The 21,681-nt window shown below is 36.4% G+C and carries 20 protein-coding genes; 8 read left to right on the top strand and 12 right to left on the bottom strand.

Features of this window, described 5'->3' with window-relative positions; translation table 11 throughout:
* Positions 1-5 precede the first annotated feature (5 nt).
* The 5 genes from FNN08_RS00835 to FNN08_RS00815 all read right to left on the bottom strand — a co-directional run bounded on the left by FNN08_RS00835 (position 6) and on the right by FNN08_RS00815 (position 3,995).
* A complete protein-coding gene (locus FNN08_RS00835; RefSeq protein WP_143582749.1) occupies positions 6-1,235 on the bottom strand; it encodes an efflux RND transporter periplasmic adaptor subunit in 1,230 nt (409 codons plus the stop codon).
* A gap of 64 nt (positions 1,236-1,299) precedes the next feature.
* On the bottom strand, positions 1,300-1,641 hold the full coding sequence (locus FNN08_RS00830; protein WP_143582748.1) for a hypothetical protein: 342 nt from the start codon (positions 1,639-1,641) through the stop codon (positions 1,300-1,302).
* Between the two features lie 79 nt (positions 1,642-1,720).
* Positions 1,721-2,605, bottom strand: a complete 885-nt coding sequence (locus FNN08_RS00825) for a cation diffusion facilitator family transporter (protein WP_143582747.1) — start codon at positions 2,603-2,605, stop codon at positions 1,721-1,723.
* The gene (locus FNN08_RS00820) at positions 2,586-3,326 is read right to left on the bottom strand and encodes a transglutaminase-like domain-containing protein (protein ID WP_143582746.1); all 741 of its coding nucleotides are present in this window, start codon (positions 3,324-3,326) and stop codon (positions 2,586-2,588) included. Before FNN08_RS00820 ends, FNN08_RS00825 begins: the two co-directional genes overlap by 20 nt.
* Positions 3,327-3,338: 12 nt before the next feature.
* A complete protein-coding gene (locus tag FNN08_RS00815; RefSeq protein ID WP_143582745.1) occupies positions 3,339-3,995 on the bottom strand; it encodes a cation transporter in 657 nt (218 codons plus the stop codon).
* Positions 3,996-4,075: 80 nt separating this feature from the next.
* On the opposite strand from FNN08_RS00815, the gene FNN08_RS00810 reads away from it, so the two are divergent.
* On the top strand, positions 4,076-4,465 hold the full coding sequence (locus FNN08_RS00810; RefSeq protein ID WP_143582744.1) for a Cd(II)/Pb(II)-responsive transcriptional regulator: 390 nt from the start codon (positions 4,076-4,078) through the stop codon (positions 4,463-4,465).
* A 107-nt stretch (positions 4,466-4,572) separates the two neighbouring features.
* On the opposite strand, the gene FNN08_RS00805 is transcribed toward FNN08_RS00810, so the two are convergent.
* Complete coding sequence (locus FNN08_RS00805; protein WP_143582743.1) at positions 4,573-5,214, bottom strand: hypothetical protein; 642 nt, start codon at positions 5,212-5,214, stop codon at positions 4,573-4,575.
* A gap of 220 nt (positions 5,215-5,434) precedes the next feature.
* Between FNN08_RS00805 and FNN08_RS00800 the strand changes: the two genes are divergently transcribed.
* The 4 genes from FNN08_RS00800 (at position 5,435) to prsR (ending at position 10,914) form a co-directional block, all read left to right on the top strand.
* Entirely contained in the window at positions 5,435-5,821 is a 387-nt protein-coding gene (locus tag FNN08_RS00800) for a hypothetical protein (RefSeq protein WP_143582742.1), read from the top strand.
* Positions 5,822-5,918: 97 nt separating this feature from the next.
* Positions 5,919-6,593, top strand: coding sequence for a hypothetical protein (locus FNN08_RS00795; protein ID WP_143582741.1), 675 nt, complete (start codon positions 5,919-5,921; stop codon positions 6,591-6,593).
* A gap of 886 nt (positions 6,594-7,479) precedes the next feature.
* Entirely contained in the window at positions 7,480-9,558 is a 2,079-nt protein-coding gene (prsK, locus tag FNN08_RS00790; RefSeq protein ID WP_143582740.1) for an XrtA/PEP-CTERM system histidine kinase PrsK, read from the top strand.
* Positions 9,559-10,914 carry a PEP-CTERM-box response regulator transcription factor gene (prsR, locus tag FNN08_RS00785; protein WP_143582739.1) on the top strand — a complete coding sequence of 452 codons (1,356 nt, stop codon included), beginning with the start codon at positions 9,559-9,561 and terminating at the stop codon, positions 10,912-10,914. It abuts the gene before it with no gap.
* Positions 10,915-10,939: 25 nt separating this feature from the next.
* Here the strand turns inward: prsR and FNN08_RS00780 are convergent, their stop codons facing one another.
* The 5 genes from FNN08_RS00780 to FNN08_RS00760 are packed head-to-tail and all read right to left on the bottom strand — an operon-like array spanning position 10,940 to position 16,742.
* The gene (locus FNN08_RS00780) at positions 10,940-12,004 is read right to left on the bottom strand and encodes an ExeA family protein (protein ID WP_143582738.1); all 1,065 of its coding nucleotides are present in this window, start codon (positions 12,002-12,004) and stop codon (positions 10,940-10,942) included.
* 1 nt (position 12,005) lies between these two features.
* Positions 12,006-13,622, bottom strand: a complete 1,617-nt coding sequence (locus tag FNN08_RS00775; RefSeq protein ID WP_143582737.1) for a TIGR03016 family PEP-CTERM system-associated outer membrane protein — start codon at positions 13,620-13,622, stop codon at positions 12,006-12,008.
* The gene (locus tag FNN08_RS00770) at positions 13,579-14,493 is read right to left on the bottom strand and encodes an XrtA-associated tyrosine autokinase (RefSeq protein ID WP_143582736.1); all 915 of its coding nucleotides are present in this window, start codon (positions 14,491-14,493) and stop codon (positions 13,579-13,581) included. The genes FNN08_RS00775 and FNN08_RS00770 overlap by 44 nt, the downstream gene beginning before the upstream one ends.
* Before the next feature lies 1 nt (position 14,494).
* A complete protein-coding gene (locus tag FNN08_RS00765; RefSeq protein WP_143582735.1) occupies positions 14,495-16,081 on the bottom strand; it encodes an XrtA system polysaccharide chain length determinant in 1,587 nt (528 codons plus the stop codon).
* Positions 16,082-16,103: 22 nt separating this feature from the next.
* Complete coding sequence (locus FNN08_RS00760) at positions 16,104-16,742, bottom strand: XrtA/PEP-CTERM system exopolysaccharide export protein (protein ID WP_143582734.1); 639 nt, start codon at positions 16,740-16,742, stop codon at positions 16,104-16,106.
* Between the two features lie 173 nt (positions 16,743-16,915).
* Here FNN08_RS00760 and FNN08_RS00755 point away from each other — a divergent pair, with 173 nt between their 5' ends.
* Genes FNN08_RS00755 through xrtA form a run of 3 tightly spaced genes read left to right on the top strand, consistent with a single transcriptional unit; the run spans position 16,916 to position 20,656 of the window.
* A complete protein-coding gene (locus FNN08_RS00755) occupies positions 16,916-18,298 on the top strand; it encodes a TIGR03013 family XrtA/PEP-CTERM system glycosyltransferase (RefSeq protein WP_260679243.1) in 1,383 nt (460 codons plus the stop codon).
* Positions 18,299-18,300: 2 nt separating this feature from the next.
* A complete protein-coding gene (locus tag FNN08_RS00750; protein WP_221931754.1) occupies positions 18,301-19,182 on the top strand; it encodes an XrtA system polysaccharide deacetylase in 882 nt (293 codons plus the stop codon).
* Positions 19,175-20,656, top strand: a complete 1,482-nt coding sequence (gene xrtA / locus FNN08_RS00745; protein ID WP_143582732.1) for an exosortase A — start codon at positions 19,175-19,177, stop codon at positions 20,654-20,656. Before FNN08_RS00750 ends, xrtA begins: the two co-directional genes overlap by 8 nt.
* Here the strand turns inward: xrtA and FNN08_RS00740 are convergent.
* Positions 20,646-21,425, bottom strand: coding sequence for a hypothetical protein (locus FNN08_RS00740; RefSeq protein WP_143582731.1), 780 nt, complete (start codon positions 21,423-21,425; stop codon positions 20,646-20,648). The two genes, xrtA and FNN08_RS00740, sit on opposite strands and share 11 nt — an antisense overlap.
* Positions 21,426-21,681 lie beyond the last annotated feature (256 nt).

Genomic DNA, 21,681 nt, shown 5'->3' with positions numbered 1-21,681 from the left:
TCTCCTTAGTGATTGTGCGGATCAAAGCCGCCCTTAGCTTTCTCAGAGGCGACAAAAAAAGCACCGCGTGTAACGACTTTCGTTCCGGCTTCAACACCCAAAACTTCGCGATACTCTCCAAAAGACCGACCTCTTGTTACTTCAACCGCTTTAAACTCATTTGGGTGATCTTCGATAAACACTGTCCAGTCACCATCGCTACTTCTTATTAATGCTTCTTCTGGTACGGCAATGACTTCATTGCTCGACTCGAACTGAAAATAGACCTTCACAAACATACCGGAATGAAGTTTATGTCCAGTGTTAGTAACCGACAGCCTTACTGTTCGGGTTCTAGTGACAGGGTCAATTGTGTGAGCTTCTTGTATGACGCTGGCTTCGTATTTGACACCATTCAAATCAATTAATGCAGGACTGCCTAATGATAAATTTAATTCTTTATTTGGGGGAACATTCGCTTCTATCCATAGGTCTGTTTCATCAGCAAGTAACATGATGGTTTCACCCGCCTCGATACGTTGGCCCTGCATGAAACCATCCTGTAAAACAACACCTTCTCGCTCAGCAACGAGAGCATATTGACCAAAGGTTGAGCTACCTTGTTGGGATATTTTTTCAATTGCCTGTTTTGTTAAACCAAAAGCCACCAACTTGCCATAAACTCCTTTATAGATGTTTTCAGCTTCAACAAGGATACGTTCACTTACATTATCTCTACCTAGCTTTTTAGCTCGCTTCCAGTTAGATGACGCAATCAAAAAGTCAGCTTGAGTTTGAGCCATTGTCTCGCTGAATAAAGTAACCAACTTTTGTCCAACTTTCACATGGTCACCTAAGCTCGCATGGCGATTAATAACCACTGAATCTGTACGGGGCGAAACAATGTAACTCTTGTAACCATTGGCCTTGACTTCTCCAGGGGCATAAACCGTGTTTAGGTGTTTCTTTAGAAACACTCCCTCAATTTTTATACCTGCTAATTTAATTTTTTCAGCACTCAAGGAAGTCCCTTCTTCATGCTCATCTTCTTCAATTGCTATCTTTTCAGGGCTATTACCTGTGTCGTCAGCATGAACATGGTCATGCTCAGGTTCTTTAGTGGGCTTTTCATGCTTATGTGAATGTTCATTGTGTGTTGTGTTGTGTTGGCTTTCACCTGCCGATGTTGGGTCTGTTAAAGACACACCCAAGATGATCACTAAGGCTACGCCTGTGATTCGAAAAATATTATTCATAATGACTCTTAACTTTTATTAAACCAAATTGTGTTTGCGTAAAAACGCACTGTATGGAGTAAAGTTAAGCGATAGGTGGTCGATAGATCCTGTATGAGATACCAAGAGGCAACAAAATCAAATTGTTGAAGTTTTGTGAATGATTTAAAGACAGACTTGGTGCAAATGCTTTCAGCAAAATCCAACTGGTATGGTTGCCACTACAGTGCCCACAATGGTGACAGTCGTCCATATCGTGTTCGTTATCATTATCGAGCTTAGGAGAATGCTCTTTCTCGTGATCATGAACGGTTTGCAAATGCTCAACGTCTAACTGATGAGTTTCCATGCTTGCAGATACAGCGACAAACGATTGTAAGGCAATCGATATTATCAGCAGTATTTTCAAAGCAATGTTAATGTTCAATTTTCTATTCTCTTCGTTAGACGGATGTAATATAACAAATTTATGAGTACAAATCTAAGCCAGTTATTAAGTAAAAATGTTAATCATCTCTGCAAACTTCATTGGGAAATTCAAACTCAATGGTGGTATGCGACAAGTCAAAAGCTCTTAAGTCTTCAGAAATTACTTGCTTGAGTGATTGTAACTTAGCTACATCGTATGGAGCATTCAAGACAAGGTGCGCAGTTAACACATGACTTTCCCCGTCTAAAGACCAATAGTGCAAGTGATGAACTTCTCTCACCTCTGGCTTATATAACAAGGCATCCATTATCTTGTTTTGTGTTTCTTTATCAGGTGATGCTTGTAGAAATAATGCTAAGGTTGACTTTAAATTTTTGACTACATTAAACAAAATAAACAGCGTGAAGGCTATCGATAACAAGGGGTCTAAAATAGGCCAATCCACAAACATCAAGATAACAGAAACAACTAGAACTGCAACCCAACCAAGGACATCTTCCAATAGGTGCCATGTTAAAACCTTTTCATTTAATGTAGCTCCTGCCCTGAGTTTATAAACAGCATAACCATTTACCGTAACGCCGAGTAATGCCAAACCTAACATTCCCTCTACCATCGGCATTTCAGGGTTTGATAAGCGAGGGATAGCCTCAACCAAGATAAAAATAGAGCCTGCAATTAAAACAACACTATTTATCAAGGCACCAAATAATGAGAAACGTTTATAACCGTAGCTGTACGTCGAAGGTGCTTGTTTATCTGAAAAATGGCTCAATAACCAAGCCAAACCAATAGATATACTATCACCTAAATCATGAACAGCATCAGCCATGATAGCTGTACTATTGGTAAGCCAACCGCCAATGAACTCTATGATGGTAAAAGTGACATTTAGACAAAATGTCCAACCAATGCGCTCATTTTTATCATGTGTATGGTGACTATGATTGTGGCTGTGCATTTTTATCACTACCTTGGTTGCAAGTGTTTCTCAATCGATTGACATTCATATTGATAATGTGACGAATCACTGATTGATATAACCAGCGCTTTACTCCTGACAAATTAGTCCCTTTTTCACTGTAAAACACATCTGGTGAGTTGTATAAGCCAAAGTCATCATGAATCCCTTCCTTTTGTATATAAGTGCTTTTTCCAACCCATTCGGTCATTGGGTTTTCTAGACAGATTGTTGCGATGCCGTATCCACAAAAATTATCTTTAAAACGACTAAATTTGGATTGAATTGAACTTAGGTAAGCATCGTCGAGTATGAACCCTTCTAAGTTAACCCACTTACCATCAAAGAAAACTTCAACCCAACTATGGATAATATATTTAGGCGCTAGCCAAAATACGTAAGAAGGAATTGCGCCTTTTTGAAGCTGCTGGTCAATCGTAAAACCATGAAATCTGCATTCAATATTAAGTGCCCGTAGTAGAGCCATCAATAAGTTACCTTTGGTATTACATTGACCATAGCCATCAGCCAACACTTCGCTAGCAGTTATATCATCACTACGATTATAACCAAATTTAATCTCGTCCTTAACAAAAGTGTAAGCGGCACCAATTTTGTTGTAATCATCCAATGCTTTCCAATTGCGCTCAGTAATCAATGACTGGATGTTGTGATTATCAAAATCTAATATTTTTGTTTTTACTAGATAATTAACACTCATAGCCTATCTCCATTAAGAACATGATTTTGATTTATTCCCACTACACCTACTACTTTCGCTCTTTGACTCGATATTGCTAAGCTCCCTCTTCGCATCAATAATAATTAGGTAAGCACCTCTAAAGATTAGGGTAGCAATTACACTACCGATTACAATGTCTGGCCAGCGAGAATCAAGTGCCATCACCAAAATACCAGCAGCAATAACCCCCAAGTTTGCAATTACATCATTTGCCGAAAATATCCAACTTGCACGCATATGCACTTCACCATTGTTATGCTTTTTAATTAAGGTTAAACAAATAACGTTTGCTATTAATGCTACAAAGCCAAATCCGATCATAAACCAAGAGTGCGGTTCGTCTTCGCCAAGTATTCTTCGAGCTATGTCAAAAATGATCATTAATCCAAGCGTTAGTTGAAAATAGCCGCTAATAAGAGCTGCATTGGCTTTATGCTTTAAGGTTTTACTTACGGCATATAAGGCTATACCGTAGACAATTGCATCAGCGAGCATATCCAATGAGTCTGCTATCAAGGCAGTTGAATTTGCATATAAACCTGTGGAAATTTCAACAAAGAACATAACGCCATTAATGCCTAGTAACCAATAAAGTACATGCTTTTGTTTCGCATCTTTTAATTCGACTTCGCAACCACAGCCACTCATATTTTAATTTCCTATTAGCTTGTAAAGCTTAATCATAGACCCTATAGTTGCTATAGAGTCAAGCTAGGGGTTGAATAAATTTGAAAATAGGTCAACTAGCCAATGTATCTGGCTGTTCGATACAAGCAATTAGATATTACGAAAAGGAAGGGTTACTTAAATCACCTAACCGAAGTGAGGGGAATTTTCGGCTATATGACGATAAAGCGTTGAAAGAACTTGAGTTCGTTAAACACTGCAGAAGCCTTGATATTCCTTTGTCAGATATTAAGACATTGCTTGACCTTAAGGACAGGCCAGAAGAAAGCTGCTCTTCAATCAATAATCTAATTGTAAACCAGCTTGATTTAGTCAACAAGCGCATTAAGGAGCTGAAAACATTAAAGTCGGAGCTTCAATTGATGAAGAAAGCTTGCTCCTCTGATAATACTGTTGAACAATGCGGAATAATGAAATCTTTAGATATTTAATTAAAACCTCTAAGTCCGCTTTTCGCTCTTAACTGCCGTTAGGCTTTTGATTTAACTTACGTTATTTTCTTGTGTGACGCAAATGTGCCATTTACTGCCGTTCGGCATTAGATTGATATGCTAGCTAATAAGTTTCTACTTTTACTATAAAACGCAGCTTGGTTTTCAGAAAGCCACTTTAGTTCACCAAAGTTAGCTGCAAATGCAAACTCATTTGGCTCACTAATAAATGCCGTTTCTCGGCTAACAACATCACCACTTTTATTTAATACTTGTAGTTCAGCGACAAAAGATTTCATCTCATGCTGGCATAAAACTTGAACTTTATGAGTTCTAGGTTTATTCGATTTAGGCTTCTTCCATATCCATTGGTTTTCATATTCATCTGATACTACAGAGTCATTACAAAAATTGAATAGTTCCAAATCAAAATCAAAGTGTTGAGCAACCTTTAAAGCTCCGTAGTGCAATGATGCTAATGCTTGTTTTTTTCTTTCAGATTCCGAGCTATTAAGGTACTTTTCGTAATCAAACCTTACTTTTACAACTCTAACGCCTAGGTAGGTGTTTTGTTCGTCACTTTCTTCATCATGGCATTCAACTAATATTTTCCAAAAATTTGGAGTATGAAACCGCTTATGAAAATACCTTTCATAATGAGAAGATATACATCTAATCTGGTTAGCAAAGTCAAACCTTTCAACTTTATCTAATGAAGGTATATCTAAGTCGAATTCTTTTAATAGCATAATAAATGTTTTGAAATCGTTGAAATATGAGGGTCTGGTTATCGCTCTTAACAGACATTAACGATATCAAAGCGTTACGTCAAGGTAAGGTGCTTTATTGCCTGCATTTGTTTGTTTCGGCCAAACAAACATCGGTTTTACAAATAACCAACAAAAACATAACGATAATAGTGAAACTTAGTTGATAAAATAAACACAATTGAACTTTATGGTGTTTATTATGAAATTTATTACAGTAATGGCTTTTGTGCTTTTATCTGTTGGCTGCAAAGCTACAACAAAAACTTCGACTGCTGCCGCTACAACTAATGAATCAGTTCCGAATAAACTGTCATGGTCATGTAAAGAAATGTTCGGAAGTAGCAAAGAACTAGTTAGACTAGATGCCTACCCAGACGAATATATGGGAAAAGTATACTTTGATGGTGAATATGAGAGCGCATATTACAGAAAAGAAGGTTTAAAACGTTATTGGCACTTCGGCGAAGATGGTAAACATCAAATTCAATTAAAACCAAATGGTGAAGCTTATTACCATGATTTTAGTGATGCGGCTGAAGGTGAAAGTGTTACATCAGAATTAACTCTTGAATGCGACCGTAATTAACAGTTGTGAATGGCTACACCTCACTTTAAGCATAACTTAATCTAATTCAAAGTGTTACGTCAAGTTACAAGCAATGCTAGGTAGTTTTAGTATTATTATGGTAGCTTTAACTAGCAAGTATTTTATTGGATTTACGATGACGGAAAAGATTCTACAAGGAAGCGAAAATGGGTTACTGTGCAGAGGAGATTTTAAACCTCCACTGGAATTTTTCAACGAAGTAGTCAACCCCAATGTATTAGATTTATTAAGAGATCAAGGCAGTCGAAGGGCGGCATTTAATGCTGCAAGTGGTTTGTACCATATGGCTGAATATGTGCATGGCTTTGCACTAGATTATGATGTTACTGAATACAATAATTTAGGTTTCCAAAAAGCAAAAGGTTATATCGATAGCATTATGGATAAATGCCCTGCGTTTGCATATGTCGAAGCAATAGCATTAGTAACTAAACATTATCAAATCGGTAATAAGAGAGCTAAAGAAATTGTTGAATCTATACGAGAGGTCAAACTAGTTTCGACAGGTTTGCAATCTAAAAATGTACCCGATCCTGATGATGGCCTGCCACCACCCATCTTCAACATTGACTTTTCAAAGCCCCAATTAATCGATGAAAAATTAGTTATTTACCTCAAAGATGGTTCTGAAATTATATTGTCTGAAATATTTGTTCAAGTTAGAGATTTCTGGATTGATGAATTTGACAGACTAGGTATGAATGTTTCACAACCCTTTGAACTAAATGAAGGTCGTTGGCCAAAGGTATAGAGTTACGAGCGAACCTTGAACAATTGTTCACAAAAATAGGGTAAGACGACTTTTCTGCCTGTCACTATTATTCCTAACAATCTCCTGAAACCAGTTCATGACGAATGTTTTTAGTCACGGCATGCGGCAGGAGGCTCCTCTTAGAGACATTAAACGATATCAATATCTAGAGTCAGTTAAGGCATTTTAACATTTGGTGCTAATAACTACTTATCCTAACGAAACCTCACTATGAGCCTACTAGAAAATAAAGTAGTAATAAGCTTACCTATCATTTAGGTTTTGAAATTCAAGTGTAACGTTATTTAACTTCTTTCTTTGGAATGCTTTGTGTCGTAATGAATGGGGATTACTTTCGCTTGGACTCACCGGATATAATTTGGAATTCGAGCTAATTTTTATAATTGAAATATGTATAAACCGGCACCTATATTCATTCAATTATTGATCGTAAGCTATATTCTGAAATATTAGTGGTTACATAAAGTGAAAATAACGTGACAAGCTTTATGGAGGGTCTTTATAAAAAGTGGCAAACCTAATAATCTTTAATGTCACATAAATTAGTTTTTGTGTAGTTTGCTCTTGCTTGATTTTAAAGGGGTTTATGAGTTTTTGTCACGATTAAATGTATTTTTGTTGATTAGGGTGTGTGAGCGTTTCGGTATCCGGAGGGGCGCGCTCTATCCAGCTGAGCTACGGGTGGTTTAAGACGCCATTTTATACTGAGCTAAGCAAGAGTCAACAAATGAACTCGTTATATTGATTAATCGCTGTATTATTAGGCAGTTATTTTGTTATTAATGTAGAGGTATAAAGCGCAAAGTTTATATTTTCTACTATGCTTAATAAGCGATTGATTTAATAATAATAACTTGGCTTAAGCATGGAAACTTTTGGTTTGCTTGGTTACGGCATTGCGGCTGTAGCTTATCTATTTTTTTTACTTTTACTGTTAGTGGCAAAGCAAAAACTATTTGCTAGTCAGCTAATGGTGTTTTCTTGTTTTATAACCTTTGTTGCCTGTAGCATATCCGCTGCTCAGCTTTATTATTCCTTTCCCTTACAAATATCCATTGTCTTTGAAGCTCTTAAAACTATTTCCTGGTCGGCTTTACTTATTAGCCTTAACTGCGGTGCGGGGTCTTTTAGCCAATTAATTAAAAGTTCAGAGGTCAAAAAATATCTATTTATTTGTCTTGTATGTGTGATTTTAACTGTCTCATCGGTACTATTTTTTGCTCAATACACTGGACTATTTATTGCATTATTAGCCCTTAACTTATGGGCGTTAGTTTTATTAGAGCAACTCTATCGAAATCATAAATCGCAACTCAAATGGGCTATTTGGCCGCTGCTGTCAGGGCTAGGTATGATTTTTATCTTTGATTTTATCATGTTTGCCCAAGGTGCCTTACTTACCCGTTTAGACTTTGACTTTTGGTATGTTCGAGGCTTTATTATTTTATTAGCCTTGCCATTTATTGTACTTAGTTCAAAACGCTTGAAAGATGTAAGCCCAGATTTATTTATCTCTCGGGATGTTATTTTTTATAGCAGTATGCTGGTACTAAGCGGTGTTTATTTATTGTTATTGGCGCTCTCGGGTTATGTCATTCGTTTTATTGGCGGCCAATGGAGTGATATGTTCAGCATCTTCTTTATGGTGTTTGGCGGCGTAGTTTTGTTCACTCTACTTATTACCACAACCTTTAGAAATAAAATTAAGGTCTTTATTACTAAGCACTTCTTTGCCAATCGATACGACTATAGAGTGGAGTGGCTAAGATTAATCTCTGAAATTGAATCGGCCAATTCAGCCAATGAATTTGCTAATGCGTGTAAAGCCATGGCCAATAGCCTTGCAGTAAATTACTGTGGTTTTGTTGCTATCAAAAATAATATTCTAACAATTAAACATCAGGGGGAACTCAATCTTACCGATGAAGTGTTACAGCAATTAAAATTAATTGATAATTATTGCCAAGTTAACCATTGGATTATTGATGTGAGAGAATTACATGCGACTCCGGGTTCTTATCAAGGTCTTGATATAGATTCTGCTTATTTAATTGATAACCATATTGAAGTTATTATTCCAACCTATCATCAGCAACAACTACTGGGTTACTTTGTGTTGCCAGGACCTAAAGATAGCCCTACATTAAATTGGGAGAATCGGGATTATTTATTTGCTGTATCGAAGCAATTAGGTAGTTATCTATCACTGCATCAGGCGCAAGCAACATTAGCTCAAAACCAACAGTTTTTAGCTTTTCATCAAATGTCATCATTTGTTTTACATGATCTTAAAAATATTCAGTCGCAGCTGGTTTTACTTTGCAAGAATGCACAGCAACACAAACATAACCCTGAGTTTGTTGACGATGCATTTAGCACCATTGCTGCTGCCACAGATCGGCTCGATAAGGTGGTTAGTCAGTTGAGAGTGAAAGCTAAAGATCAACAAGATGCTTCATTACATTCAACCAAAATAAAAGCAGTGAAGGTGGAGTCGGTTAATGTTTGCGAGCTACTCAATAATGTACTTGCTGTATGCAACCAAAAAACACCTGAAGTAAGCGTAAGTTGCACTGATGATCTATTCTTAACTATTGATAAAGAACAATTAACTAATGTGCTTATTCATCTAATTGAAAATGCACAAGAAGCCTGTGGCAATGGTGGTGATGTATCTGTTGTTGTTACTAAAATAGAAGCGTACATACTTATTGAGATATCAGATACTGGCTGCGGCATGGATCAAGAATTTATCGCTACGCAATTATTCCAACCATTTAGAACAACCAAAGGAAATTCTGGAATGGGTATCGGTGTTTTTGAAGCTAAGCAATTTGTTGAAGAGCATGATGGTGTAATTAAAGTGAGTAGTGAGGTAGGAAAAGGATCAACCTTTACTGTGCAATTACCTATCGCAGATGAGCAATTGAAGGAAGTAGAGTAAATGGAAAAATTACTGATAGTAGATGATGATTTAGGTATTCAAAAACAACTTAAATGGAGCTTATCTGATTATGAAGTCGTTTTTGCCGGTGATAGAAATGAAGCAATAACTGCCCTAAGGTTACACGAGCCTAAAGTTATTTTGCTGGATTTAGGCCTGCCACCCGATGCCGATAATGCTAGTGAAGGGCTGAAGGCCTTACAGCAAATTCAATCACTTGCTCCATTTACCAAAGTAATTGTTGTTACCGGCAATGATGACCATCAAGTTGCTTTAGACGCAATTAATATGGGGGCGTATGATTTTTATCAAAAACCGATAGATGCTGATGTAATTAATGTCATTGTTACTCGGGCGTTTAATTTAGCAGCCATTGAAATAGAAAATAGAGAAATAAGAGAGCTTGGTGGTGTCGACTCTGGAATTATTGGTAATAGCGCGGTGATGGACAAATTACGTAATATTGTTAAGCGTATAGCGCCGACCGAAATAACCGCATTATTATTAGGTGATAGCGGTACGGGTAAAGAAGTTATTGCTAATGCAATTCACCAACAAAGCAATCGCACCAAAAAGCCATTTATAGCAATTAACTGTGCTTCTATTCCTGAAACCTTACTTGAAAGTGAACTGTTTGGCTTTGAAAAAGGCGCATTTACTGGTGCGCACAAAGCGACTAAAGGGAAAATTGAAATGGCGCAAGGCGGTACTCTATTTCTTGATGAAATTGGTGATATGCCGTTTAATTTACAAGCTAAGTTATTGCGTTTTTTACAAGAGAGAGTCATTGAAAGGATAGGCGGGCGACAAGAAATTGCTGTTGATGTACGAGTTGTTTGTGCAACTAACCAAGATCTAGAGCAAATGGTTGCAGATAAAACATTTAGAGAAGATTTGTATTATCGTATCAGTGAAATTGTTATCCCCATAGCCCCGTTAAAAGATAGAGATGTTGATGTGATCATTTTAGCTCGCTATTTTTTATTGCAATATGCCAAAGACTATAAAGCTAAAGTTAAAGGCTTTAGTGATTGTGCTATCAATGCCCTTAAAAAACACTCGTGGCCCGGTAATATCAGGGAGCTGCAAAATAAGATAAAGTCTGCCACTATTATGGCAAGTAGTGCCCAAGTTACTGCTGATGATTTAGGCTTTATCGCTGATAAAGATAAAGTCGACTTAGAATTGAATTTACGGGTGGTCAGAGAGCGGGCTGAATCAAAGGCAATAGAGCAAGCATTTGCCTTAGCACACGGTAATATGAGTAAAACTGCGCAGATGCTCGGGGTAACAAGGCCTACACTGTATGGATTAGTTGATAAACATCATATTAAGCTAGAATTAGATGAGCATTGATTGTAGTTGATGTGCCCAAGCTAGATTACTCATTATCTGTATCATTAGCTAAATCTAGTGTATCTAACTGCGCCAAAGTTAAATTTTTTTGCTGTATTAATTTATCTAGATAGCGATTCATTTTTATTTTTTGTTCAATATTTTCTTGTAAAAAATCATCCATAGTTTGCATAGTTTCTAACAGTTTATTTCGTTGTGGAATTACTACCTGTGGTGCAGGGGTAGCAATCTGTTCATTATTACTTTCAGGCTCATTTGCTGTTTGCTGTAATGGACTGCTTAACTCGTCAGCCATTTCGTCAATAACTAGCTGCACATCAGTTAATGAAAACTGCTGTTGATCGTTTAAGAATCCAGATAAGAGTATTCTGTCGACTAATAAATTTATTTTTCTGGGAATGCCAAGCGTTATCTTTTCAATTAAAGGATAGCAATCGATGCTAAAAATATTAGGGTTTGGCATATTAACTAATGTTAGCCTGTGGGTAATGTACTGCTCTATTTCTTTAATCGATAATGGCTTTAAATGGCATGAGGCGATTATTCTTTGTCTAAATTGCTCTAAATCTGGGCTTTGGATTATGGCTTTTAATTCTTCTTGGCCTAACAGAAAGCTTTGTAAAAGTGGTTTATTATCTTTTTGAAAATTAGATAACATACGTAATTCTTCAATGGTATCTTTTGGTAAATTTTGCGCTTCATCTACTAACAGTAAGGCGCGTTTATTTTGCATGCTAAGCTCTATTAAACGTGCTTCTATGCAGGTAAGTAGCTCAGATTTTTGTTTGTTTTGATGCGGGATAGAAAACTCTTTGGCTATTGTAATAAGTAAATCTAATGGCGAAAGGTTTGGTACAACTATTTGAATAGCTTCGATATTTGTATTGGCTACATATTCAAGCAAGCTTTGCGCTAAAGTGGTTTTTCCTGTCCCTATAGGGCCAGTAATAACAATAAAACCTTCCCCTTGATCAAGACCGTATTTTAAATAGGATAAGGCTTGTTTGTGCTTGTCAGAAGCAAAGAAAAACTTTGGGTCAGGAGTTAATTGAAAAGGTTTGCTGTTTATTCGGTAATGTTCTTCATACATATTAAAATTCTTTTACTAAAAGCAATGAAAGACGATTCTCTTCGTAGGAGTAACCAAAATGATTCGAGGCTCTATTTAAGTGTTGACCCGAATAGGTCACTTGTAAAGTTCGGTTCAACTGATGCTGCCAATTCAGGCTATATATTCGGTAATAATCTTCTTGCTTAGTAGAGTAACGACTATTGTTATTTAAACTGTTTTTATTAAAGCTGAGCTTTAACGTCATGGTCGCATTGCGAGATGTCTGGCGCACAATTGAAAAACTGGCTGTGTCGTAGCTATCGTAATCTTCTAATTCAAGGTTCTCTCTTTTACGTTTGCCTAAACTTAATTGCAATGACATACGGTTTAAGCTGAGTTGCGAAGACAAAGTTAATGCTTGATTCAAACTAAAACTCTCGGCTTGTTGTAACTCTAACTCTGAATATATTCCTGAAAAATCATAGTCACTTAAGTCAACATCGTCCCCCGGAGAAAATAAACAATTATCAATGTTTTGAGGTTGGCCTGAAAGACACCATACGTCTTGATAATTAGTAGGAGCTAATTCTAAGCGATCAAATAAATTAAGCGATTCATTATAAGCTACTGATGTGGTTAATCGCCTGGTTCGGTGACTGTAGTTAAATTCATAAGCATCACCAAAAAAGCGTTGATAGTACTTGGCGTAAATATTAGTTCGAGCTGAAGGTTGCCATTCAATTGCTGCGCTGGTGTAATCTTCTTGCTCATCTGAGACCTCGCCGATAGAGTCGGACTCTTCATCAACTTTATTATAAGCAACATCAACTACAAAATGCTCTGCAACTAACCACCTGACACCGACACCTATAGATGATGTGCCTTGAATTTTATTATCATTTAAGTTGCCGCTAACATCTTCATCATAAACACGAATAAAAGGATTTATTTTAGGGTTACTTATATAACCTACTTTAATTTCAGAAGTGTAAAAAGATCCGTCTCTTGAGTCATTTTGATAGTCTGTATATTCCCCATTGAGATACCAAAAAACGTAACGAGAGTTACTGCCACTGACAGATAGAAAAGAAGCGTTGTAACCATCTCTTTCACCCACATCGTCCTGTGCATCATCTAGGATAAAGTTAATTTTGGAATCAATACTAAAACTAGAAGACTGAGTATTATATGTTAACCCTAAACTGTAATTCTTGTATTCAACGGTATCGCCAGAGACTATATCGGCTAGAGAGTTCCTGGCGGTGTTTTGGCTAACGTTAGTGATTGAGGCTGAGCCAATAAGTGACAAACCATTAATTGGTAGGCTTAATCTTCCGTTTGCTTTGAGCGTATTAAAATCATCATCAAGGTCATGATCATGGCTATACCAAGCTTGTGATAAGGAGTAGTCTATATCGAGCTCTGCGCCGGTTGCTAGATAGTTAATATTTAGTCCTGGTGAAAAAATAGTAACCGCGCTACTACTTTTATCAAACTCATTGAGCTCCACATTATCAGTAAGCACTTCATCAATATTTACGCGAGGAGTAGCCTGCCAGTCGCCTGAAAAACTAGGAAAAGCGAGTAGGTATAGTAGAATAAATACTGGTAACTTAGTCCGTACTTTGCTTACCGTATCCATAACCGTAATACCCATAAATTTCCTTTTGAGAATGAATTGCTTTATTTAATATCAAGCCTTTTGCTAAATCTTCATGTAATAAAGAGTTTGCTTGGTTAACATCAATTAATGAGGTTTTATTTTCTTCAACGGCAATTAAGGCTTGTCCCATTAACCGTGCTAAAACAGGTGTTTCGGTTACCCCTAGTAATGGTGGTGTATCGAAGATAACTACCCGATCAGGGTAACGAGTTGAAAGCTCTCCCGCGAGAGTTGCCATTTTTTCACTTGCTAATAACTCATTAGACAAATGATGTGGTGTACCTGCCGGGATCACTTTTAAATTATCAATATTAGTATGATAAATAATGTCAGAAATATTAGGTTTTTCACCGAGCAGGTATTCAATTAAGCCTGGTTTGGACTTCACCCCAAACTCTTTAAGCATGCTAGGTTTTAATACATCGGCGTCTACTAACAGCACTGTTTTATCTTGTTCTAAGGCGATACTTAATGCGAGGTTAATTGAAATGTAAGTTTTCCCTTCATTTGGTCTGGCACTGGTGATCATAATTAAGTTGGGATGATCTAACGTTTTCGCTACGGCGCCAAATGCATTATTGAGTAATTTCCTTTTTATTTGTCGAAATTCCTCTTTTAATATCCGGTTAGCTGCAACTTTTTCAGGTACGATAAAGTCTTTATCGGCTAATCGCTTTAGGTTGATTTCTATGTAGTTATTTTTGTTAGCATTTAGCCCCGATTGCTCTGATGCTTGTTCTATTGTGGTAGAGGTCGTTTGTATATTAGAAGTCGTATCGGTCGTTGCTTCAGCTTCTACAGGAACATTTGCAGAGTCATTCTTGCTTGCTAGTTTTTTAGCTAATGCTTGCTCTATAGTCGACATATTAAAATATCCTTTTTAATTGCGGCTGTATAAGTTCAGGAGCTAAGAAGTAACCAATAAAAGCAAGCATCATTAGCAAAATCATTAAGTTAGATAGATGAAAACGACGAGTTTGTTTTTTATATATGGCTCGTAAATGTAAGTTCTCAGATGCTGCTATTACGCCAAAAATAGGCAGGTTTGTGCTGCGATTTAGTTGGGTTGCTGAAATTACTTTAGGATTTAATTGAATCATCAAAATGGCTGCACCAATGCCTGCTCCAATGCCAATAACCAGGACTGCTAAAGATAATAGAATTCGATATGGACCTGTTGGTTCAAGTGGTGCTCTTGGCGGGTCGATTACTCTAAATTGAATTTTATCTGAAGTTGCATCGGCTTGTTTAGCAAGCGAAGCTGTTTCTCTTCGAGAGAGTAATTCTTCGTATTTATTTTTATTAATGTCATAGTCTCGATTCAAGCCGACGAGTTCAGCTTCTATCTCTGGTAAAATATGAATTTTAGTATTTAATTCATCCACTTGATTTTGATAGTCTTGGCTACGAACACGTAAAGAGGCTACTTCGCTTTCTAACTGATTTACCTGGATTTTCATTGCTTGATAAACCTGGCTTTTATTAGTCGAACTCCCTCCCTCAGTATCAGCATCAGTATTTGCATAATAATTTTCAATTTCTTTACGGCGTAATGACTTTAATTCAGTTAAACGCCTTGTCATTTCGCGTACATCTGGGTGCTTTTCGGTGTAACTGATCAGCAAATTATCTAAATTAGCCTGTAATGAAATTATCGAATCATCATAGGTTGTAGTAATTGAATCTTGCTCTATCACATTGTCTGACAATTGGCTTTTAAGACTGTTCTCTTTAACGAGTTGTGACTTAGCTGAACTTAACCTGGTTTGTGTTTCAAGTAACTGTAAATTAGTCGCTTTTAATAGGCGTTTGGCATTATCTAAAGCGGCATAAAAACCATTTGAATTATCCGGCATTATGCCGCTATATTTTTGTTTAAATTCGGTTAAACGCTTTTCAGCAAGAATAAGTCGTTGTTCATACTCGCTTATTTGTTGTTGCAAAAATTGCTGTGCAGTATCAGTATCGCTGCGGGTTTCACCCAAAGTATTCTCGATGAAAACCGATAAAGCAGCTTGTACAATATTTTTTGCCAGTTGGGGATCATTTTCACTAATCGATAAGGTATATATATTTTCTCTACCGGCACTATCAATTTTTATTTTATCTTTGAGTCGAATTATCAGCCTTTCAAATTCTTCGCTATCTTTGGCTGTTAAATCTAAGTCGGTCATGCGAGTAATACGCTCTAAGTTAGGGCGGCTAAGTAGAGTTTTGATCATCAATCTGATTTGCGTGTTTGGGTCGGTTTCTACCATCAAGCCTTTCATCAGTGGCCTAAGTAATGATTGGGTATCAACGTATACGCGAGCTGAAGCTTCGTATTGATCTGGTAATGTAGATACACCTACCCAACCTATAGGGCATAACAACCAAGTAGATATGATGACATAGTGTTTTTTAGCCCAAACTCCAAGTACGATTTCTTTTATTGTTTCTATTTGTTCATGCATGATGATACTTCTTGTTTAGCTATTAAAACCATGCTTCAGGGATCACGATAATATCACCAGGGTAAACATCGACATTAGCTTTAATGTCACCGGATTTAATTAAATCTTCGATAAATAATTGATACTGGCGCTGTTTACCATTTTCAATTCTAACCAAAACTGCATCATTGCCATCAGCAAACTCTGTTAATCCGCCCACTGCAATCATTACATCTAAGAGAGTCATATTTTTGCCATAGCTAACAGCCCTAGGTTGCGCTGCTTCACCTATAACTCTTATTTGTTCGCTATAGGGGCCAACAAAACCATTGATAGTGACGGTAACAATTGGCTCTCTTAAATAGGTAGATAATCTTTCTTCAATATTACGAGCGAGTTGAGTTGGAGTTTTACCTGATGCAGGAATATCTTCTACTAGAGATGTTGTGATCTTGCCGTCTGGGCGAACTACAAAACTGCCTGAAACTTCAGGATTGCGCCAAACAAAAATATTTAGCTGATCACCAGGGCCAATTAAGTAATTATAAGACTCGGCAGCATCTGTTTTTGCAGGGTGTATGGTTGCTGTTGGTAGTGTAGGGTTAGAGCTACAGCTTGATAGTGTGGTGAGCAATATAGTGGTAAAAACCAACTTATACAGAGACAAAAATCCTTTCGTCATAACTAAATGCCTTATTTAACTAATTATTATTACTGTATATCAGATTAGTCTAACGCTAAAAAAATGCATAAAATTTAACCAAAAAATTTTGCTATCTACCTGATTGGTCTATTATTAAATTTACAAAACGTTAAGTATCTAATAATAAATCTATTTCCATGAGGTAATGCAGTTTGAATAATAACAATTCTAATTACTCATCATTAATGCTCAAATTATTAATATGTGCAGATATAGTTTTGTTTATTTGCGCTTTTGTTTTATCGGTAACTGAGCCTGTATTAGACAAATCTGAGCAAGGATTTATATTTACCACAACATTCTTTGTGCTTACTATGCTATTAAGTTGCTTAGGTTTAGGTTTATATAAATCTAAATTACGAGAAACCTTTTTTGGTGTTTTAAGACGTTTATTATTGGCAAGTGCCATTACCTTTATTTTAATTGTCATTTTCGAACAACTTATTGAAAATCCTTATTTAGATGATGATTTTTTAATTCGAGCTTGTGCTTTAAGCTTTCTGTTTACCTCTGTATTTCGCTATTTTTTATTCAAATTTAATATTCTAGGCTTTGCTCGGCGTAATGTTCTTGTACTGGGTAATGGTCAAAGAGCTTTGATTATTGAAAAACGTATGCGCCGTGAAGTAGACCGAAAAGGCTTTAATTTAGTTGGTTTTGTGCATATGCCTGGTGATTTAAAATCTGAAATTAATCCCGATCATATTATTACCATTGAAACTAATTTATTGGATTATGTGGTTAAAAATCAAGTGCATGAGATTGTAGTTGCAACCGATGAACGTCGCGAAAACTTACCTGTAGATTCATTATTTGCTTGTAAACTTCGAGGTGTAAAAGTAACTGAGATACTTGATTTTATTGAAAAGGAAACTGGGCAAATTGCGGTAAATTTAATTTACCCAAGTTGGATAATTTACTCTGAAGGTTTTCATTCAAGCAATGATTTAAGGAATACCTTTGATTGGTTATTTAATGCCTGCTTAGCCGTAATTCTATTTATTCTGACTTGGCCTTTTATGTTGTTAGCCGTTATCGCTATTAAGCTAGAGGATGGTTTTAATGCTCCTGTTTTGTATTGGCAAAAAAGGGTCGGTTTACATGGCAAAGAATTTTCGATAGCTAAATTTCGTTCAATGACTACCGATGCTGAAAAAGACGGCGCTAAATGGTCAACTGCAAGTGATTCAAGAATAACTGCCGTAGGGCGCTTTATCCGTAAGTATCGAATTGATGAATTACCACAAATATATAACGTGTTATGTAATGATATGGGCTTTGTAGGGCCAAGACCTGAGCAGCCAGAGTTTGTTAATGACCTAAAAAATAAACTTCCTTATTACTCTGAAAGACATAATGTTAAGTCCGGTATCACCGGCTGGGCACAACTAAAATATCCTTATGGGGAAAACGAAGTTGATGCTTTAGAAAAGTTAAAATTTGATCTTTACTACATTAAACATCGCAGCTTCTTATTAGATTTACTCATTCTGATTCAAACAGCAGAAGTTGTGTTGTTTGGTAAAGGGCGCTAATAGTGTCTAAATTGAGTTTACGCAAACACATTTTAACTGTAGATGTGGAAGATTATTTTCAAGTTTCAGCATTTGAAAATATTGTTGATAGAGCAAGTTGGGATAGCCTTGAACATAGAGTTGAGCATAATACTCATAAAGTTTTAGATTTATTTAATGAGCATAATGCTAAGGCGACATTTTTTGTTTTAGGTTGGGTTGCTAAGCGCTACCCAAGCATTATTAAGCGTATAGTTGATGATGGCCACGAGCTTGCCTCACACGGCTATGGCCATCAAAGGCTGACCACATTAACTCAACAGCAAGCTTTTACCGATATTGAGCAAAGTAAGCAAATCCTGGAAGATACCTCGGGGCAATTAATTACTGGCTATCGAGCGCCAAGTTTTTCTATAAATTCTAGTAATACATGGATTTACGATATTTTAAAGCAATTAAATTTTAGGTATAGCTCTAGCACTTATCCCATAAATCATGATTTATATGGCGAGCCTAGCTGGCCTCGAACAGCTTATCAAACAAAGCAAGGTATATTAGAAATACCAGTATCAACGTTAAAGCTTGCCAGTAAAAATTATCCCATTGCGGGTGGAGGTTATTATCGACTTTTACCTTATTGGTTAAATAAACAGGCGATAAATCATTTTGTTAAGAACGAGATGCAACCTTATATGTTTTATTTCCACCCGTGGGAAATAGATCCAAAACAACCAAGGTTTAAGCAGGCATCAAATAAATCGAAAATAAGGCATTACACTAACCTAAACATCATGGAAGGCAAGATAGTTAAACTTCTCGAGTGCTTTAATTGGCAAAGTGTCAGTGATGCATATCAAGAGCAAATAACTAGCAATAACTTAACTAAGGAAATACAGTGTGGCTAGTTTATCTACAGGGTTAAACAGAGAGAATATAGCGAATCATAACCCAGCTGTTGTAACAGTGAGTATTTTCTTATGCTTGTGGTTTATTACTTTTTTTATTGGAATTAAATCTGCCGCATCAGTGTGGTGGATATCTGAAATTTTTCATCACGGAGCTTTCGTTGTACCAGTTAGCTTGTGGTTAATTTATCAAAAAAAAGATGAGATTTTATCTGAACTAACAAACATTAATTATTTCGCCGTACCCATTATCGTTTTATTAGCCTTTGTTTATATTTTTGGAGTGGCTGGCGATATTCAGCTTTTTCAATACGTAGGCACATTTGGCAGTTTACCTATTATTTTTTGGTTTTTACTCGGCACTAAAGCCTGTTTAAAAATACTATTCCCTCTATTTTTTATCGTTTTTGCTATCCCGGTTGGTGATGAGTTAATCCCCTTCTTACAAGAGATTACGGCGGACTTGTCGGTGTTTTTTCTGCAACTTATCAACACACCAGTACTGCGAGAAGGCCTCTATATTGAGATCCCCATTGGACGATTTCATGTAGCAGAGGCTTGCTCCGGTATAAGTTTTTTAATTGTTTCTGTGGTGTTTGGGAATTTATACGCCTATTTATCTTTTGAGAAATATCCAAAAAAAATATTATTTTTAGTTTTATCTTTTTCTGTGCCCATTTTAGCAAATGCGCTAAGGGTTTTTGGTATTGTGCTAATAGGCCATTACTTTGGTATGGAGCATGCAGTTGGTACCGATCATTTAGTTTATGGTTGGGTGTTTTATTGTTTTGTTTTATTTGTCTTGATTGTTATTGGCGAAAAAATTAAAGATAAGCCAGTAATCAAAGAGCCTGCCACAGAGCATGGCTTTTCTACTAACTTATCGTTACCTAAAACAATTCCTTTAATATCACTCTTGCTATTAACTATTCTATGGCAGCTATGGCTTTCTGCAGGTGGTAATTCAGATACAAATAATACGCGTTCAATGCACCTGCAAAGTATTGTGCAAGAAAAGCCTATTTCAATAACCCCAAGTTTTAGTGGTTATACTGATAAAATAAGTGGCTCAGTGATATTAGATGATGGCACTAAAATCGAAGTATTTGTCGCTTGGTATGACTTTGGTGCCGAGGGTGATGTGTTTTCCTCAACTAATAAGTTATTTGAATCTAAAAAGTGGAAAAATATAGAAATAAGTCCCTTCGTAATTAAACAAAATGGCTCGCTCGGTAGTGGGCAAAAACGAGTATTAGAAAACTATCGTAAACAGCAATTAACTGTACTTTCGAGTATTTATTATGGAAGCGAATGGTCTGCATCCTCAACAACTAGCAGGTTAAAATATACTATGGAGGTGATCAAAGGTAATAAAGCGGATTTAATTTTTGTGGGAGTTGTACTGCCTAAGGTGATTAGTGACGAGCAAACAAAACTTGTTTTTCAACAGATCATTGAAAAGCTTAATGATTAAAATATTTCTCAATCAACGTTTTACTTTGTTGTTGACTGATTAGTTTATTATTAGTTAGCTTCGCCTGCGCAGAATCTCTTTTCCTGATCGGTTTATTAAAGATATTATCTTTAATTTTTGCGCCTGTTGTGTGTTCGAATCTATATTCTATAGCAGCGGGATAAGAGTGCTCTAATATGATGATATTACTATCGATTACTGAATTAGGGCTTGATTCTAATGAAATACCAACATCAGCGAAGGGATGATTATTCGCTTGATGATAAATTTTGTTGCCTGTTATTTCCCCACCTTCATTGCCTCGTTCTCCCATTCCAAAACCAATGCCGCGATCGCAATTTACAATAGTATTATTTGCCACTAAATTATTTTCTGATTGATTCCAAATATGAATAGCATGTTCAGCTATATGTTTATTGGGGCTGGCGATATTTGCAAAATAATTGTTAGTGATTTGCCAGTTAATAATGCCATGCGCATCAACACCACCAATATACCAATTTGGCCCAATACCTGCGGGGTAATCAAACTTGTTATTGCGAATAATGCCATTTTTAACTCGATTATTTTTATCCTCTCCAAAGGTAACTTTAATCATTTGTTGGTAAGAGTCGCGAAATATATTATTTTCAATGATAGGACTTTGCGCTCCATTCTCACCAGCAATTTGAATTAAGTGATATCCGCTTTTTTCAATGGTTAAACCTGAGATTTTTATATTCTGCCCAGCTATTCTGAATATATTACCTACCTTTGCATCAACACTCATGGCATCGCCGGCAATGGTTACATCACTTGGATCGTTAGTTTTGCTGGTAATGGTGAGGTTATTACGTTTAATTTGAATGGTGCTATATATCGAGTAATAACCTGACTTCAAACTTATTGTTTGATGGCTATTACAGTGCGCGGTTTGTTTTAAAATATCATCAAATAAAATACTATTAGATACTGTGAAGCTTTCTTCTAAGCAGATATTTTCACTAGCAAAGCTATAGCTACTTATACTTAATACAATTAACAGT

It is taken from the genome of Thalassomonas sp. M1454 (assembly GCF_007097525.1).
Lineage (GTDB): Bacteria > Pseudomonadota > Gammaproteobacteria > Enterobacterales > Alteromonadaceae > Thalassotalea_A.
The sequence above is the reverse complement of the archived record's forward strand: the minus strand, read 5'-3'. Positions and strand labels throughout refer to the sequence as shown.

Coding starts and splice junctions, on each gene's coding strand:
- FNN08_RS00835 (WP_143582749.1), bottom strand. CDS start 1,235: ATGAATAATATTTTTCGAATCACAGGCGTAGCCTTAGTGATCATCTTG.
- FNN08_RS00825 (WP_143582747.1), bottom strand. CDS start 2,605: ATGCACAGCCACAATCATAGTCACCATACACATGATAAAAATGAGCGC.
- FNN08_RS00820 (WP_143582746.1), bottom strand. CDS start 3,326: ATGAGTGTTAATTATCTAGTAAAAACAAAAATATTAGATTTTGATAAT.
- FNN08_RS00815 (WP_143582745.1), bottom strand. CDS start 3,995: ATGAGTGGCTGTGGTTGCGAAGTCGAATTAAAAGATGCGAAACAAAAG.
- FNN08_RS00805 (WP_143582743.1), bottom strand. CDS start 5,214: ATGCTATTAAAAGAATTCGACTTAGATATACCTTCATTAGATAAAGTT.
- FNN08_RS00800 (WP_143582742.1), top strand. CDS start 5,435: ATGAAATTTATTACAGTAATGGCTTTTGTGCTTTTATCTGTTGGCTGC.
- FNN08_RS00795 (WP_143582741.1), top strand. CDS start 5,919: ATGGTAGCTTTAACTAGCAAGTATTTTATTGGATTTACGATGACGGAA.
- prsK (WP_143582740.1), top strand. CDS start 7,480: ATGGAAACTTTTGGTTTGCTTGGTTACGGCATTGCGGCTGTAGCTTAT.
- prsR (WP_143582739.1), top strand. CDS start 9,559: ATGGAAAAATTACTGATAGTAGATGATGATTTAGGTATTCAAAAACAA.
- FNN08_RS00780 (WP_143582738.1), bottom strand. CDS start 12,004: ATGTATGAAGAACATTACCGAATAAACAGCAAACCTTTTCAATTAACT.
- FNN08_RS00775 (WP_143582737.1), bottom strand. CDS start 13,622: ATGGGTATTACGGTTATGGATACGGTAAGCAAAGTACGGACTAAGTTA.
- FNN08_RS00770 (WP_143582736.1), bottom strand. CDS start 14,493: ATGTCGACTATAGAGCAAGCATTAGCTAAAAAACTAGCAAGCAAGAAT.
- FNN08_RS00765 (WP_143582735.1), bottom strand. CDS start 16,081: ATGCATGAACAAATAGAAACAATAAAAGAAATCGTACTTGGAGTTTGG.
- FNN08_RS00760 (WP_143582734.1), bottom strand. CDS start 16,742: ATGACGAAAGGATTTTTGTCTCTGTATAAGTTGGTTTTTACCACTATA.
- FNN08_RS00740 (WP_143582731.1), bottom strand. CDS start 21,425: ATGAGTGTTGATGCAAAGGTAGGTAATATATTCAGAATAGCTGGGCAG.